The sequence below is a fragment of the Candidatus Poriferisodalis sp. genome (assembly GCF_965208555.1).
Taxonomy (GTDB): domain Bacteria; phylum Actinomycetota; class Acidimicrobiia; order Acidimicrobiales; family Poriferisodalaceae; genus Poriferisodalis.
This window is the reverse complement of record NZ_OZ242342.1, coordinates 3,417,465-3,433,368: the sequence shown is the minus strand read 5'-3', so window position 1 is coordinate 3,433,368 and position 15,904 is coordinate 3,417,465. Positions and strand designations below refer to the sequence as shown.

Below are 15,904 nucleotides of genomic sequence, written 5' to 3'. Positions count from 1 at the left end.
GCAGCCGGGCCGGTAGCTCAGTGGTCAGAGCAGGCGACTCATAATCGCTGGGTCGTGGGTTCGATCCCCACCCGGCCCACACGCTGCCGGAGGCAAGCCCATACCGACCGGCAGACTCAGTATCGTTGCGCCGCACGTTCGGGCACTTGGCTGCTCGTTCGGTCCGGGGTAGCTCAGTTGGCAGAGCAGCGGACTGTTAATCCGTTTGTCGTGGGTTCGAGCCCCACCCCCGGAGCTCAGCTCACTCGGCAGCTGTGACGGTCGAACTCGCTTCGCCGAGCGAGCACAGCCAATCGCGCAGGTCTTCGACCGCTGCGATGCGCTTGTCGAGATCCAGCAGCTCGGGTTCGCGCTCGCGCAACCATCGCAGGCATTGATGGCGGAACTCCATTTGCGCCGTTGCAGAAAGCTCCGGGTCAAGCTGCGTCCTCGGGATGTCGCCCCCTGCGCTGACACGGTCCACCGTTGCGCGGACGAAGTGCCGCCATGCCATCGCGACGCGGTCCTTGGCCAGCTCCGAGCTCACGTGCGCTCCTGTCGCAGCAGCGGCGGCGACCATGTCGGCGACGGGATCGACGTCTTCGCCTGACGGAGCGCTAGCGGCACCGGTTGCGCGCTCGTTCCAGCCTGGGTCGGTCGTCATCAGCGAGAACGCCTGACGCCCGGCAGAGGTTGCGAACAGCTCGGGGACCATGAGGCCCAGCGCATCGCCGTGCGGAGCAGCGGCAGCAGCCAGCAAGTCGGCGTCGGCTTGGATCTGCCTGCGCGGGCTCGGCTGACGCGGCACGCCGGCGGGCCGCCGCCGGGGTGCTGGCCCGGGGGCATCGCCGGGGCTGTCGCGGTACGCCGCGCCGGCGTCATTCCCGTCTGGATACCCGCCGCCGTCGTCGAAATAGCTCTCGCCAGGATCGGGCGGGGGCGGCGCATCGTCGTACGGCCCGGGCGCTGCGCGGGCTGGCCGCTCGGCCAGACGGCGCCTCGCTGCGTCGACGCGCTCGCGGAACTTCTGGACTTCCATGGGAATGCGCTCTGCGATCGGCCCCAGATCGCTGTCCAGCAGTATCTCCGGCGGGTAGACGGCGAAGACTCCCGCCGCTTCGTCAGCTGCGCGGTCGCGCCCGGCGGGGCTCTCGAGGTCGGCGCGCCCGAGGATCCGCTCGGCGCGAAAGGCGTGCAACGGCTGGGCCTCGTCGAGCGCTCGACGCAGTGCTGGGGGATTGGACGCCGCCAAGTCCCCGGGATCCGAATCGGGCGGCAGCGTCGCGACGAAGATGTCCAACCCGTACTCCCGCTCCCACTGATGCACGCGCTCGGCGGCGGCCTGGCCCGCAGCGTCTGCGTCGAACGCCAGCACGATGCGCTTGGCGGAACGCGAGAGCAATTCGGCGTGCTGCGCAGTCAGCGCTGTGCCGCAGGTGGCAACGGCTTCGGCAATGCCCGCCAGCTCGCAGCCGATGACGTCCGTATGGCCCTCGCACACCACGATCCGGCCTGCCTTGCGTGCTGCCTGTTTGGCCAGATGCAGCCCGTAGAGCACCTTGCTCTTGTCGTACACCGCGGTGCCGGCGGTGTTCTTGTACTTCGGACCCTTGGGCGGCGGCTCATCGGATCGGGGCAGCACGCGCCCGGCAAAGCTGACGACCCGGCCGCTGGCGTCGCAGATCGGGAACATGATCCGATCCCGAAAGAAGTCCGACGCCGGGTCGGCGTACGCCAGCCCCGCCGCTGCGAGCTGTTCGGGCGGCGCGTCGAGATGCCTGCAGAGCTCGTCCCATACCGGCGGGGCGTAGCCGAGACGCCACTTGACCACCGTGTCGCGGTCGTAGCCCCGCCGACGAAGGTATGCCCGCGCATCGCCCGCATCGGGACTGCTCATCAAGCGCTCGTAGTAGAAGCCAGCCGCCCGCTCCAGCAGTTCGAGCAGTTCCTTGCGGCGCTGGTTGGCGCGCTGCGCGCCGGGTGCGTCGTAGGTCAGCGTGATGTTGGCTGCTGCTGCCAGTTGCTCGACGGCATCGGTGAAGTCCAAGTGCTCGGTTTCGCGCAAGAACGTGATGGCATCGCCGGAGGCTTTGCAGCCGAAGCAGTGGTAGAAGCCCTCGGTGCCGTTGACGCTGAACGACGGCGTCTTCTCGGTGTGAAACGGGCACAGTCCCACGTGACGGTTGCCGACCCGCTTGAGGCTCACTCTGCGGCCGATGAGCGCGACGAGATCGGTGGCCTCGCGGACGCGCTGCACATCGGAGTCTCGGATGCTCATCTGGGCTCGACGCTACGCGAGCAGGGCTTGGGCGGCGGCGAGACGCGCGACCGGCACCCGGTAGGGCGAGCACGACACGTAGTCCAGCCCCGTGTGCACGGCGAAGGCAACGCTCGCCGGGTCGCCGCCGTGCTCGCCGCACATGCCGGCGCGCAGGTGCGGATTGACAGCACGGCCGCTAGTCAGAGCCCCGCTCATCAGCTCGCCTACCCCGTCGGGATCGAGCGAGGCGAACGGATCCGCCTCGAGCAGGCCATCGGCGACGTACGGCGCGATGACACGTGTCGCGGTGTCGTCCCGGCTGAACCCGAAGACCATCTGGGTGAGATCGTTGGTGCCGAAGCTGACGAAATCCACTTCGGGAGCGAACTGACCAGCGATCAGGCAGGCACGCGGTGTCTCGATCATCGTCCCGATCCGAGGGGCAGGCCCGGACTGCTCGCCTGTCCACGCAGCGCGGATGGCGCTCACCGACGCCCCGAGCTCTCGGGCAGTGGACACGAGCGGCACCATGATCTCGACGTCGGGATCTCCCCCGGCTGCCCGCCGGTCGGCCACCGCCCCGGCGATGGCCCGGACCTGCGCCTCATAGAGATCGGGGCGCAGCAATCCGAGTCGCACGCCGCGTACACCCAGCATCGGGTTGTGCTCATGCCACTCGGCCGCCACGTCAGGATCGGCTCCTGCCAGGAATTCGTGCATCGGCGCATCGAGCAGCCGGATCGTGACGGGCAGACCGTCCATGGCCTCGAGCAGTTCGCAGACATCGTTGCGCTGTGCCGATTCCAAGTCGTCAAGATGCTCGTCGTGCCCGCTCAGGATGACGTGCTGGACGATCTCGAGCCGATCGGGCTCCAGGAACATGTGCTCGGTGCGACACAGCCCGATGCCTCGCGCCCCCAGCGATCTGGCCGTCGAGGCATCGGCAGCAGCATCAGCATTGGCGAGCACGGCGAACCGGCCGGCCGTGACACGATCTGCCCAGTCGAGCACCTCGGCGATCTCCGCCGGGAGCATCGACCCCGGTTCCCGCCCAGCCCCGGCGACCTGCCGGTCTCCGAGCGTCACTTCGCCGGTGGAGCCGTCGATCGAGATCGGGGTCCCGTTGGTGACGCGCCGATCGCCGACGCTGAAGCTGTCGGCTTCGACCGTGATCTCCCGCGCGTCGCACACCGCCGGAATGCCCCAGCCGCGGGCCACCACAGCGGCATGGCTTGCCAGACCGCCCCGAGCCGTCAGGATGCCCGCAGACAGGCCCATGGCAGCCACATCGGCGGGAGTGGTCTCGGTGGCGACGAGTATCACCGTGTTTCCTGCCGCCGCGAGGTCCAGCGCAGCCTCCGATCCGACGGCCACGAGGCCGGAGGCTGCGCCCGGCGATGCCGCCAGACCGGTGGTCAGCACTGTGCCGGCGTCGCCGGCGAACGTCGGGTGCAGCGCCGCAGTCAGCTCGTCGAATCCCAGCTCGGCCACGGCCTGTTGCTGGCGAGCGCTCAGTCCTGTCTCAGAGTTCGCCATCGCCACCCCCGCAAGCGCAGGCCCGTCGCCGCTTCGTGCCGCTAGAGATCCAGGCGGCTGGTGAGATGGTCTACTAGCGAGGCAATCGGTACCCGGTCCTGGCCCATCGAATCGCGATCACGCACGGTCACACAGCGATCCTCGATGGACTCGAAGTCGACGGTGACGCACAAAGGCGTCCCGATCTCATCCTGGCGGCGGTAGCGCCGCCCGATGGCCTGGGTCTCGTCGTAGTCGCACATCCAGTGCGCTTGGCACAGGGCCAGCACCTCGCCGGCAAGTGCTGTCAGCGGCTCCTTGCGCGACAGCGGCAGCACCGCCGCCTTGTAGGGCGCCAGTCGTGGATGCAGTCCCAACACCGTGCGCAGCTCGTCGTTGACCGTCTCCTCCCGGTAAGCAGCCAGCAGGAACGCCATCAGCGCACGCGTAGCTCCTGCCGCCGGCTCGATCACATGCGGGATGTACCGTTCGCCGCTGGCCTGGTCGAAGTACTCCAGCTTCTGGCCCGAGTGCTCGGCATGCTGGCGCAGGTCGTAGTCGCCGCGGTTTGCCACACCCTCGAGCTCGCCCCAGCCCCACGGGAACAGGAACTCGACATCGCTGGTCCCGCTTGAATAGTGGCTGAGCTCGTCATCATCGTGGGGACGCAACCGCAGGGAGCTTGCGGGAATGCCCAAGTCCACGTACCACTGGTGCCGCTCGGCCAGCCAGAACTCGTACCACTGCTGAGCCTCGGCGGGCGGGACGAAGAACTCCAGCTCCATCTGCTCGAACTCGCGGGTGCGGAACACGAAGTTGCCCGGCGTGATCTCGTTGCGGAACGACTTGCCCACCTGGGCGATGCCGAACGGCGGGCGCTTGCGGCTGGTCTCAAGGATGTTCTTGAAGTTGACGAACATGCCTTGGGCAGTCTCGGGCCGCAGGTACACCTCGGCCCCCGCACCTTCGACTGGCCCCGCTTGCGTACGGAACATCAGGTTGAACGCCCGGGCCTCGGTGAAGGTACCGCGCCGGCCGCAGTTCGGACACAGGTCGGGGTCCTCGAGCTGGTCCTGACGGTGACGGGTCTTGCACGCAGTGCAGTCCACCAGCGGATCCGTGAAGTTCTTGAGGTGGCCCGAGGCCTCCCAGACCTGGGGCGGCCCGAGGATGGACGCGTCGAGACCCACCACATCGCTTCGCAGCTGGACCATGGACCGCCACCAGGCGTCCTTCACATTGCGCAAGAGCTGCGCGCCGATCGGCCCGTAGTCGTAGGCGCTGCGGAATCCGCCGTAGATCTCTGCGGAGCCGAACACGATGCCCCGCCGCTTGCAGAGATTGACGATCTTGTCGAACAGCGCGGGATCGGGGCCCGGCTGGGAGGATCCGGCGCCAGCGGTACTCGTCACGGGCGGCAAGGGTACTGACGGCCTGCGAGGGCGCCGGGGGCATTTTCGGCCTGGGGAGCTTCACCGGCCGCGCGCCGCTCATTAGGCTCAGCGTCATGCGGCTGCGCGACACCACCGTGGTCTTTCTGTGTGCGTTCCTCGGCATGATGGTGCTGCTCATGCCGCTGCCGGTCTTCGGCGGCCCGTACGAGGACATTCAGGAGGGTCAGGTCGACTGGACCTGCTCGATGCCGCTGCTGAGCCTGGCCCCGCCCGACGTCGACCTTGACAGCGTGCGCGACGCAGTCGACGAGGCGGTCGACGCGACCCGTACCACCGGAGAGCCGTACGTGCGGCCGGAGAGCCCGCATCCGCTGTGCAGGGGCTTGGCCCGTACCCAGGTGGTGCTGGCGCTGCTGGCGTTCGCCGGTGCTTTCTGGCGGGGACGGAGGTGGTGGCGCTCAACGGCCGACGCCCGGGCGGAGAAGCGCTTCAAGCGGCTGCACGAGAGCGTCGAGAGCCCCCAGGGACGCTCCAGGATCTTGCGCTAGCCCAGCAGGTCGGCGCTTCGGAGCCGGCGATCCATGTGGTACTCCCACATGCGCGTGACGACCGCTGCCGCCTCGTGGGTATCGGAGCACGGCTCGATGTCGAGCACGGCGTTCACACGGCCTTCCACGATCGAGCGCAGCATTTCCAGCGCGCCACTGGAGAGCTGGCGGCCCCGCCGGTGGGTGGCGCAGGTGACACCGCCCTGCGCGGGATCGAACGCCACGATGGGCGCCTCGTCGCAACCGGTGCCCACCACGCAGCTGTCAAGCATCGGCGCGGTTCCCTCGTGCGTCAGCAGGCGCAACAGGAACGCCGGCAGCAGCATCTCAGAGTGGGCCCGGTCCAGACGGGCCAGCGCTCCGGTGAGCATCTGGTACGGCACGGGGTCATCGCCGCGGTCGTGAACCGACTGATCCACCGCCTCGGCGAGCGTCATGGCGACGCCCAGCCGGTCCAGGTCCGAGCGCAACGCCGGCCAGCGGTCGAGCGTCACAGCGCCCGTCACGATGTCCAGCTCGCCCCGCCCCCGGTAGAGCTGCAGATCGACATGCCGCAGCGGTTCGACATGGCCGGCCAGCTTGCTCCGTGTGCGCCGGGCGCCCTTCGCGACCGCGCGCACCTTGCCGTGCCCCGAGGTGATAACCGTGATGATCCGATCGGCCTCGCCGAGCTTGGTGGTGCGGAGCACGATGCCTCGGTCCCGGTACTGCATCTGCTCCGATGTCCCCCAGCCTCGTGGTGTGATTTCAGCGGTTCAGGCCGCCAAAACGCCGGTCGCGCGCCTGGTAGATGCAGATGGCGTCGAACAGGTCCCCCCTCCGGAAGTCCGGCCACAGCGTGTCGGTGAACACCAGCTCGCTGTACGCCATCTGCCACAGCAGGAAATTCGACAGCCGGTTCTCGCCGGAGGTCCGGATCATGAGATCCACCTCGGGCATCTCGGCGTCGTAGAGGTGTTTCACCAGCGCTGCCTCGTCGATCTCGTCGGCCGGGACGCCCGCCCGCACCAGGCCGGCTGCGGCATCGACGATCTCGGCTCTGCCGCCGTAGTTGAACGCCACGGTGAACGTGAGGCCGGTATTCGCCGCGGTGAGCTCGACCGCCTCGTCGATACGCGCCCGAACCCGGCGCGGGATGCGGGCATCGGGCCGCCCGACAAAGCGAATCCGCACGTTCTGCTCGTGCAGCTCACGACTGCGCCGCACCAGCAACGACTCGTTGAAGCCCATGAGGAAACGCACCTCCGAGGGCGGGCGACGCCAGTTCTCCGTGCTGAACGCGTACACGGTGAGCCACGACAGGCCGATCTCGGCCGCACCCTCCACCGTGTCGATCAACGCCTCTTCGCCGGCGGCATGGCCTTCGGTCCGCGGCAACCCGCGCGCTTGGGCCCAGCGTCCGTTGCCGTCCATCACGCAGGCCACATGAGTCGGCAGGCGCGACACGTCGATTCCCGCACCTCGCTTCACACTGCGCAGGGTAGAACGGAAGAGATGAGCGACGTACCTTCCGAAGCACTCGACGCAGTGGTCGCGGAGCTTCCGGGCGGCGGCGAGCAACGAGGGGGCCAAGCCGAGATGGCAGCCGCGGTGCACGACACCATGGCCGGCGGGGGCACGCTGCTGTGCCAAGCCGGCACGGGCGTGGGCAAGTCGCTCGCCTACCTGGTGCCGGCCGCGCTTGCGGCTGCGGCCGGCAAGCGGGTCGTGATCGCCACAGCGACCCTGGCGTTGCAGGATCAGCTCGTGGGCAAGGACCTTCCGCTGGTGGCGGCCGGAATGGCCAGGGTGCTCGGACGCCCCGTGCGATGGGAAGTCCTGAAGGGACGCAACAACTACCTCTGCCGCCACCGTTTCGGCGAGCATGCCCAGCAGCGGCTCGATATGGCGGGCGGTCCTGCCTCGCCCGCCGAGCTGGCCCGACAGCGCCAGCTCGCGCACATCGGGGAGTGGGCGCCCCGAACGCGTACCGGCGACCGTTCGGAGCTGGCCGTCGCGCCCGACGGGCACGTGTGGTCGTCGGTGTCGGTGAGCAGCACGGAGTGCATCGGCGCCGAGCGCTGCCCCCAGGGGCACAACTGCTTTGCAGAGGACGCCCGGGCCCGGTCCGCGAGAGCCGACATCGTGGTGACCAACCAGCACCTGTACTGCATCGACCTGTTCGGCGACGGATACCTGTTCGGGCCGCACGAAGCAGTCATATTCGACGAGGCCCACCAGCTCGAGCCGGTCGTCACCCAGGTCGCAGGCCTGGAGATCACCCCTGCCGGCTTCACGCGGCTGGCGACCGAAGCGCGCGCCGTGGGTGCTGCGGGCGCGGCGGCGGATGCCGTGGCTGACATGTCGGACCGTCTGGCCGATGAACTCAGTCCCCTGCGCGACACCCGCCTGGGCGCGATCACCGGTGATCTGGCCAGCCTGCTCGAGGTCGCCGACGGCCGTGTCGTCGAACTCGCCTCCGAGCTGCGGTCAGGCAGTACCGACGAAGCCGCAGAACTGGAACGGCTGCGCGTCGCCCGGCTCGCGGCGGAGTCGTTGACTGCGCTGCGTGTCGCGCTGGACCCTCCGCAGGGAACCGTCATTTTGGTCGAAGGCCGCGGCCGCCTCCGGCTGGCACCGCTCGACGTCGGTGACCTGCTCGCCAGCCGGCTGTGGGGCCGGCAATCATGCGTGCTCACCAGCGCGACGCTCGGCCCGCACTTTGTCCAGCGGCTCGGCGTGCCGGCCGCCGACCACACGTACCTCTCGGTGGGCAGCCCGTTCGACTACCGGACCAACGCGCTGCTGTACTGCGCCCGGCACCTGCCTGCCCCCACCGACGAGGCCTACCGCGCCGCAGCGATCACCGAGCTGGCGGCGCTCATCTCCGCCGTGGGCGGACGCACGCTCGCGTTGTTCACGAGCTGGCGCGCGCTCACTGAAACCGCGGATGCGCTCACTGAGCGTCTCAGCGGCATGCGGGTGCTGCGCCAGGGCGGCGAGCTGTCGAACGCGGCGCTGCTCGAGGCGCTCGGTGACGATCCCACGACGGTGGTGTGCGGCACGATGAGCTTCTGGCAGGGCGTGGATGTGGCCGGGCCTGCCCTGTCGCTGCTTGCCATCGACCGGCTCCCCTTCACACGGCCCAACGAGCCCCTGGCTGCAGCTCGGCGCGAGGCCGCCGGTCCCGATGCCTTCATGACCGTCGACGTGCCCAACGCCGCAGACATGCTGGCCCAAGGTGTGGGACGGCTGATCCGCACCACCACAGACCGGGGGGTGGTGGCGGTGCTCGACTCGCGGCTCGCCACGGCCCGCTACCGGTCGCGCCTGCTCGATCCGCTGCCGCCCATGCGTCGCAGCATCGACCAGACCGAGGCGATCGAGTTCCTTCGAGGATGCGCGCACTGACCGGCCTCCTCCGTGATGCAGCGGAATCGTCAGTCGTGAGGGCGTGAGGGGGCTTCGGGCGCGAGCATGCGAGCGACGGCGTCAGGCGTGCGCTGCCAATCCGGTTCGACGCGCACCCGAAGCTCCAGGTACACGCCGTCGAGGCCCAGTTCACGGCGCGCCGCCGTGCCCACCTCTCGCAGCATCCGACCGCCTCGACCGATGACAATGCCCTTCTGCGATGCACGCTCGACGGCGATGTCGCAGCGGATGCGAGTGGGCTCCCACTCGGTGACGCGCACTGCGATGCTGTAGGGCAGCTCGTCGCCCAAGCGCGCCAGCAACTGCTCGCGCACTGCCTCGGAGATGCGCCAGGCGTCGGGCAGATCGGTGACGCTCTCGGGCGGAAAATAGGCAGGGCCCTCGCTCAGGCCGGCCGCCAGATGTTCGATGAGGGCAGCGGTGCCGTCGCCGGTCGTGCCCGACACGGGGAAGTACGCGCCGGCATCGAACTCCCCGGCGGCCGCCAGCTGGGCCGCTACCTGCGCTCTCGACGCCCGGTCGCACTTGGTCACGGCGACCACGGTGGACACGCCCGGAGGCAGCGACTCCCAGACCAGGCGATCGCCACGGCCCAGCGGCGCGGTCGCGTCGATGACCATGCAGATGACGTCGACCGGCTCCAGCTCGGCAATCGCCGTCCTGGCGGTCTCATTCAGCTGTTCGCCCAATGAGGTGACCGGCTTACCGATCCCGGGCGTGTCCACGAAGACGATCTGCGCATCCGGCAGGTGCCGAACGCCCATGACCCGCAGGCGTGTTGTCTGGGGCTTGTCGGAGGTGATGCTGACCTTTGCCCCCACAAGGCAGTTCAGCAGCGTGGACTTGCCCGCATTGGGGCGCCCGACCAAGGTCACAAAGCCTGAGCGCACCCCTTGCTCCAGGCTCAGGCAGAACCCGCTGAGCCGACGCCTGCCGATCCCGGGCTGTCTGCAGCGGGGCCCCGCCGGGCGCCGACGAGGTTGATGCGCCGTCCCTCCACCTCAACCGCCGACAGGCACCAGCCGTCCAGCTCGGTGGTCTCTCCCGTCTCGGGCACATGGCCCATGCGGTCCAGCACCAGACCGCCGACCGTGTCCCAGTCGCCATCGGGCAGCCGCAGTTCCAGCACCTCGGCCAGTCTCGACGCCGGCAGCCGGCCCGAGAACTGGAACGCGTCCTCGCCGACGACCTGAACCAGGGCCTCGTCGGCGTCGTACTCATCGGCGATCTCCCCGACGAGCTCTTCGATGATGTCCTCGAGCGTGACCAGCCCAGCCACGCCGCCGTACTCATCAACGGCGATGGCGAGATGCGATTTGGACTCCTGCATCTCACGCATCAGGTCGCTGACCCGCTTCGTCTCGGGAACAAAGGTGGCCGGTCGCAGCACCTGCGCGCACGTCACCACACCACCGGAATCTGGTCCGTCTGACGGGGTGCCATGCAGGTAGGCAGCGACGAGGTCCTTCGCCAGCACGATTCCCTGCAAGTCGTCGACGCTGTCGGCGGTCACCGGCAAGCGGGTGAAGCCCGACGCGATGACCCGCTCCAGCGCCTCCGCGACACTGTCATTTCTGCTGACAGTGACCATGTCGGGACGGGGCACCATCACCTCTCGCACAATGGTGTCGCCGAGCTCCATGATCTGGCCGATCAGCTCCGCCTCGCTGTCCTCGATCAGCCTGGCCTGGGCCGCGGCGGATGCCAGCGCCACCAGCTCATCCTCGGTGATCTCACCGCTGTCGCCCTGCGTCGCGGCAGGTCCCACTGCCCTGGCCGGGAATGCCAGCAGCCGCGCAACCCAGGCGAGCGGTCCTGTGCGGCTCAGCACACGAGCGACCGGTGCCAGCACCCGGGCCATGCGGTCGTTGGCCTCGACCCCCCAGCGTCGGGGCATGGCTTCGGTGACGCCGAACAGCACGATGGCCGTGACGGCCATGGCCGCGACGATGCCCGCCGGGCCAGTACGGCTCGCTGCAATCCAGGTGACACCGCCCACCAGCGTCACTTGGGCCAGGACGCGCAGCAACGAGACAGGGCCCAAGACGATCTCGCGGTCCGCCACCAGTTCCTGCAGCGAGGCCTTCTGCGCAGCGCCGGCGTGCCCGTTGTCGCGGTCGCCGTTGTGGCGCTCACCGTTCCCGTTGGATTCGTCCAAGCCCGAAGCGCGGGCTCGCCCTAGACGCACGAACGTCGCCTCGACCAATCGCAGGAACATGGCCGCCACGAGCAGGATCGTCGCCGCGAGCGCGCCCAGCACCCAGTTCACGAGCAGCTCCCCGGGCTCGCGCTCGACAGGCTGCGCAGGTGCGCCGCCTCGCGGGCGCGCATGGCAGCGGCTTCGGCAGGCTCCGCGTGGTCCATGCCGAGCAAGTGCAGCACCCCGTGCACCACCAGCAGGTCGACCTCGGCCGCGACGCTGCCGTCGTGGCCCGGTCGAGATCCGGCACCTGCCGCTGCATTCTCCGCAGCCACGGCGGGACACACCACGATGTCGCCGACCAGGGCGGGGGCGGGCCCGGGACGGTCTGGCGCCGTCACCCCCGCCGCAAGATCCAACGGGAACGCGAGCACATCGGTCGGTCCCGCATGGCCCATGTGAGCTTCGTTCAGCTGTGCCATCTCCGTGGTACCGACAAACGTGAGCGCTGTTTCCGAGCCGGGTGGCACCCCTTCGGCCTCCAGCACCTGCCGGACGAGGGTCCGGTAGCGCTGGGTGTCGAGTCTGACGTCGTCCTGACGATCTGCGATCAGCACGCGGTGCTCGCTGACGCGGGGGGCGCAGCCGTCGGCCTGCGCGGCGCGACGGACTCCTGAGCGTCCCTCCGCCGCCGGTTCACTCGCTGCCGTTGCGTTTCGCGTCACGTCGGTCATATGCCGCCACGATGTCGCCGACGATGCGATGCCGGGTGATGTCCCGCCTGCCGAGGCGCGCAAAGGCAAGCCCGGGAATGCCGTCCAGTGCCTGCTCCACATCGATGAGGCCGCTCTTGCCGCCCGGCACGTCGATCTGGGTCCGGTCGCCGGTCACAACCACCTTGGAGCCGAAGCCGATCCTGGTCAGGAACATCTTCATCTGCTCGGGCGTGGTGTTCTGTGCCTCGTCCAGGATGATGAAGCTGTCGTTCAAGGTGCGACCGCGCATGAATGCCAGCGGTGCCACGTCGATCGTCTTGCGCTCGAGCAGCTTGGCGGCGGTCTCGACATCGAGCATGTCGTACAGCGAGTCGTACAGCGGAGCGAGGTACGGGTCGATCTTCGCCATCAGATCCCCGGGCAGGAATCCGAGCCGCTCGCCTGCCTCCACCGCAGGCCGGGTGAGCACGATGCGCCGCACTGACTTGGACATCAGCGCATCAACGGCCAGCGCCACCGCCAGCCAGGTCTTGCCGGTGCCGGCCGGCCCGACGGCAAACGTCACGATGTTGGAGCGAATCAGTTCCACGTAGCGCTTCTGGCCGGCGCTCTTGGCACGTACCACCCTGCCGTTGGGTGCGCGCACGATCGGGGCAGACAGCACGTCGCTCGGGCTCTCGTCGGCTTCGACCATGTCGATGACGCGGTCGAGCATCTCGGGCTCGATGCGCTGGCCGGCTTCGAGGACATGCACCATCTCTTCGAACACCTGCCCGACGAGCGGTGCGCTGGGCCCAGCGACCGTGATCTCGTTGCCGCGCACGTGGATGTCGGCATCAGCGAAGTGATCCGCCACCACACGCAGGTGTTCGTCGCGTTGGCCCAGCACGCCGACCATCAGGTGATTGCCCGGAACGTGTATCCGAACCTGGGTATCGGTCACTGGGCTCCGGCGCAAGCGGTCAGCGGTTCAGCACTCATGTGTCGGTGCCGCGCACACGGCAATCGGGCATGCCGACGGTTGACTCGGTCACGATGGAGTCAAGGCTAGTCGCGTCTCACAATCGGCCATGGTCCAAATTCTCGACCTGTGCGGGAGGGTCACGAGCGCAAGGCGGCGTAGATCTCCTTGCAAGCCGGGCACACGGGGTAACGCTCGCCGTCGCGTGTCGGCACCCACTTCTTGCCGCACAACGCCACGACCGCCTCGCCGCTGACGGCCGAGCGGGTCAGGGCGGTCTTGTTGACATAGTGGGAGAAGCGATCGTGGTCGCCTTCAGTCGTGCGGGTGTCCGGACGTTCGATGACATCGGGACTGCCGGCAGCAGCACCGCTGGCGGCCAGCCCGCTGACGGCGCGGTCGCCGATGGCATAGATGTTGGCGGTATGGGTGGACATCTCGCTGCTCAGGGTCACGTGTGGGGCCGGCTCCTGCCCGTGCAACGGTACGGCAGTAATGTGCCCGTTCGCGCCGTGACCGCACTGGCGGTGCATGCGTGCTTGGAAGGGCAACCCACACCCAGCATGGCCAGGACTTCGTCCCAGCCGCCGGAGGCGGCGCAATGAGCCCAGCCGAAAACGGCCAGAGGTTGGATTCCGCCGCCGGATGGGCCGTCGCATTGTCGGCCTCGCTCGCCACCTTCGCTGTTTTTGCTGTGGCCTACAGCTTCGGGGTCGTCCTCGCCTCCATCCGGGACGAGTTCGGCATCGGCACCGGCTTGGCCTCGCTGCTCTTCGCGATCCCGACGTTCCTCTACTTCGTGCTCGGTGTGTTCACCGGCCGCCTCGGCGATCGCTACGGACCCCGGCGGGTGCTTCTCGCCGGAGCAGTCGCACTGGGAGCCGGCCTGTGGGCCACCAGCCTGGCCCAGAGCCTGTGGTTGGCGATGACGACGTACGTGCTCGGCGTAGGCATCAGCGTGGCATGCGCCTACGTCCCCATGGTGTCCGTCGTCGGCGGCTGGTTCGAACGTCACCGCACCGCAGCGTTGGGTGTCGCGGTGGCCGGGATCGGCTTGGGCCATTTCGCCGGGGCTTGGGCTGCGGAATGGCTCATCGAGCTTTACGGCTGGCGGGACACCTACCAGGTGCTGGCTGTCGTATCGACGGGATTGCTCATGCTGGCGGCGATCGCCGCACGGCGGCCGCCCTACGTGCCGCCCCAGAGCGAGATGCCGTCGCTGCGCCGGCTCATGCACAACCGGCGGTACACGCTGCTCTATTTCTCCATGATGCTGCTGAGCGCCAGCCTGTTCATTCCGATCATCTACATCAAGGACTACCTCGACGACCTTGGCAAGCCAGGCGGTCAGTGGCTGATCAGCATCATCGGCTTGGCTTCGCTGCTCGGCCGGCTAGCCCTCGGGGCACTCGGCACTGTGCTGCCGCTCATGCGGCTGTACCAGCTCTCCTTCACGATCATGGGGCTGAGCTACTTGATCTGGTTCTTCGCCGGCGACAACTACCCAGTCCTCGTGATCTACGCGCTGGTGATGGGATGCAGCTATGGCGGCTTCATTGCCCTGTCCCCCGCAGTTGCCGCAGAGCTCTTCGGGCTCGCCGGCCTCGGCGGCGTCTTGGGCGCGTTGTACACCGCGGCGGGCATCGGCGGGTTAGCCGGACCGCCGCTGGCCGGACTGCTGATCGACGGCGCCGGCTACCGCGTGACCATCGTGACGGCGATGATCGTTGCGCTCACCTCGGTGCCGTTGCTGGTCGCATCCGGGCGTGCCCGCGTCATTCCTCTCGCCACTGTCGGCGACGGTGAGGCCGCCGGTCGTGGCACGAAATCGGCACCCCGCGAGCAGGTCGCATCTGCGCTTGTCGCGCAACCCGACGGCGCTATTCCCGCCGCCGGATACGGGCGCCGTAGGACGATCGCGGTGCAGTCTTTCCGGGCGGCACCGGCCCAAACGGCACTCGGACCCATGTCGATCGATTCGGTGCTGCTGCTGTCGTTCGGCGGGCCCGAGGGTCCCGATGACGTCATGCCCTTCCTGCAGAACGTGGCCGCAGGACGCGACATCCCCCCAGAACGGCTCACCCGCGTCGAAGCGCAGTACCTGCGACACGGCGGCGTCAGCCCCATCAACGAGCAGAATCGTGCCCTGCTGGCGGCTGTATCGAGCGAACTCGCTCGCCGGCGCACACCATTGGCGTGCTACTGGGGCAACCGGAACTGGCATCCGTACCTGGGAGACACCGTCGGCCAGATGGCCGCCGAGGACCGCCGTCATGCCGCGGTGATCGTGACCTCCGCGTTCAGCTCCTACTCCGGCTGCCGTCAATACCACGAGGATCTGGCGCAGGCAGCGAGCACCGTGCCCCGCGCACCGCAGCTGTCCCGCGTGCGCGTCTATGGCAATCACCCGGGCTTCGCCGGCGCTGTCGCCGAGCGCGTCCGCGAAGCGCTCGACGGGGCACGCCTGCGACGCGACGTGCACACCCTGTTCACTGCGCACAGCCTGCCGAGCCGGATGGCGGCATCGTGTGACTACGAGGCGCAGCTCAGCGATACCGCTCAGGCCGTTGCCGACATGGCGGGCCTCACCGGCGAGTTCGAGGTCGTCTACCAGTCCCGCAGCGGTCCGCCGCAGGTGCCGTGGCTGGTACCCGACGTCAACGACCGTCTCGCCCAGCTCGGCTCGATGGGCTGCCGTACCGTCCTCGTGGTGCCGCTCGGCTTCGTTTCTGACCACATGGAAGTGCTCGTCGATCTCGACACTGCGGCGCGGGCGGCTGCCGCTCGCGCCGGAATCACCATGGTGCGCGCCCGCGCGGTCGGCACGCACCCGCTGTTCGTCGAGGCGCTGGTCGATCTGGTGGAGGAGACTGCCGGCCTGCGGTCGGCACGGCCCGCCGTCGGCCGTCTCGGGCCACGCCCGGACGCCTGCACGCCGGGGTGCTGCGAAGTCGAGCGCCCTGTCTGACTGCCGGCCGGC

Annotated in this window: 13 protein-coding genes and 2 tRNA genes; 5 read left to right on the top strand and 10 right to left on the bottom strand. The window is 68.7% G+C overall.

Translation table 11 applies throughout. The features are described 5' to 3' along the window. Positions 1–6: 6 nt before the first annotated feature. Together ACOGXE_RS15670 and ACOGXE_RS15665 are read left to right on the top strand one after the other, a co-directional pair. Positions 7–79: transfer RNA gene (locus ACOGXE_RS15670), tRNA-Ile, on the top strand. A gap of 83 nt (positions 80–162) precedes the next feature. Further along, positions 163–235 (top strand) — tRNA-Asn (locus tag ACOGXE_RS15665). 6 nt (positions 236–241) lie between these two features. On the opposite strand, the gene dnaG is transcribed toward ACOGXE_RS15665, so the two are convergent. The 3 genes from dnaG to ACOGXE_RS15650 are packed head-to-tail and all read right to left on the bottom strand — an operon-like array spanning position 242 to position 5,166. Next, entirely contained in the window at positions 242–2,257 is a 2,016-nt protein-coding gene (dnaG, locus tag ACOGXE_RS15660) for a DNA primase (protein WP_419931824.1), read from the bottom strand. A 12-nt stretch (positions 2,258–2,269) separates the two neighbouring features. Further along, positions 2,270–3,775: a putative PEP-binding protein gene (locus ACOGXE_RS15655; protein ID WP_419931823.1), complete on the bottom strand. Its 1,506-nt coding sequence runs from the start codon at positions 3,773–3,775 to the stop codon at positions 2,270–2,272. 41 nt (positions 3,776–3,816) lie between these two features. Further along, positions 3,817–5,166 (bottom strand): glycine--tRNA ligase, encoded by a 1,350-nt coding sequence (locus ACOGXE_RS15650; protein WP_419931822.1) that lies wholly within the window; start codon positions 5,164–5,166, stop codon positions 3,817–3,819. Positions 5,167–5,261: 95 nt separating this feature from the next. On the opposite strand from ACOGXE_RS15650, the gene ACOGXE_RS15645 reads away from it, so the two are divergent. After that, positions 5,262–5,696: a hypothetical protein gene (locus ACOGXE_RS15645; protein WP_419931821.1), complete on the top strand. Its 435-nt coding sequence runs from the start codon at positions 5,262–5,264 to the stop codon at positions 5,694–5,696. Here ACOGXE_RS15645 and recO read toward each other — a convergent pair. Together recO and uppS are read right to left on the bottom strand one after the other, a co-directional pair. Then, on the bottom strand, positions 5,693–6,409 hold the full coding sequence (gene recO, locus ACOGXE_RS15640) for a DNA repair protein RecO (RefSeq protein ID WP_419931820.1): 717 nt from the start codon (positions 6,407–6,409) through the stop codon (positions 5,693–5,695). The two genes, ACOGXE_RS15645 and recO, sit on opposite strands and share 4 nt — an antisense overlap. 34 nt (positions 6,410–6,443) lie before the next feature. Further along, positions 6,444–7,166 carry a polyprenyl diphosphate synthase gene (uppS, locus tag ACOGXE_RS15635; protein WP_419931819.1) on the bottom strand — a complete coding sequence of 241 codons (723 nt, stop codon included), beginning with the start codon at positions 7,164–7,166 and terminating at the stop codon, positions 6,444–6,446. Positions 7,167–7,190: 24 nt separating this feature from the next. On the opposite strand from uppS, the gene ACOGXE_RS15630 reads away from it, so the two are divergent. Then, positions 7,191–9,086 carry an ATP-dependent DNA helicase gene (locus ACOGXE_RS15630; RefSeq protein WP_419931818.1) on the top strand — a complete coding sequence of 632 codons (1,896 nt, stop codon included), beginning with the start codon at positions 7,191–7,193 and terminating at the stop codon, positions 9,084–9,086. A 29-nt stretch (positions 9,087–9,115) separates the two neighbouring features. On the opposite strand, the gene era is transcribed toward ACOGXE_RS15630, so the two are convergent. The 5 genes from era to ACOGXE_RS15605 all read right to left on the bottom strand — a co-directional run bounded on the left by era (position 9,116) and on the right by ACOGXE_RS15605 (position 13,379). Beyond that, positions 9,116–9,982, bottom strand: coding sequence for a GTPase Era (era, locus tag ACOGXE_RS15625; RefSeq protein ID WP_419931816.1), 867 nt, complete (start codon positions 9,980–9,982; stop codon positions 9,116–9,118). A 29-nt stretch (positions 9,983–10,011) separates the two neighbouring features. After that, the gene (locus tag ACOGXE_RS15620) at positions 10,012–11,376 is read right to left on the bottom strand and encodes a hemolysin family protein (protein ID WP_419931815.1); all 1,365 of its coding nucleotides are present in this window, start codon (positions 11,374–11,376) and stop codon (positions 10,012–10,014) included. Further along, on the bottom strand, positions 11,373–11,864 hold the full coding sequence (gene ybeY / locus ACOGXE_RS15615) for an rRNA maturation RNase YbeY (RefSeq protein WP_419931814.1): 492 nt from the start codon (positions 11,862–11,864) through the stop codon (positions 11,373–11,375). Before ybeY ends, ACOGXE_RS15620 begins: the two co-directional genes overlap by 4 nt. 79 nt (positions 11,865–11,943) lie before the next feature. Beyond that, entirely contained in the window at positions 11,944–12,906 is a 963-nt protein-coding gene (locus tag ACOGXE_RS15610; RefSeq protein ID WP_419931813.1) for a PhoH family protein, read from the bottom strand. Between the two features lie 158 nt (positions 12,907–13,064). Next, a complete protein-coding gene (locus ACOGXE_RS15605) occupies positions 13,065–13,379 on the bottom strand; it encodes a DUF3039 domain-containing protein (protein ID WP_419931812.1) in 315 nt (104 codons plus the stop codon). 146 nt (positions 13,380–13,525) lie between these two features. On the opposite strand from ACOGXE_RS15605, the gene hemH reads away from it, so the two are divergent. Then, the gene (gene hemH / locus ACOGXE_RS15600) at positions 13,526–15,892 is read left to right on the top strand and encodes a ferrochelatase (protein WP_419931811.1); all 2,367 of its coding nucleotides are present in this window, start codon (positions 13,526–13,528) and stop codon (positions 15,890–15,892) included. The last annotated feature ends 12 nt before the right edge of the window (positions 15,893–15,904 follow it).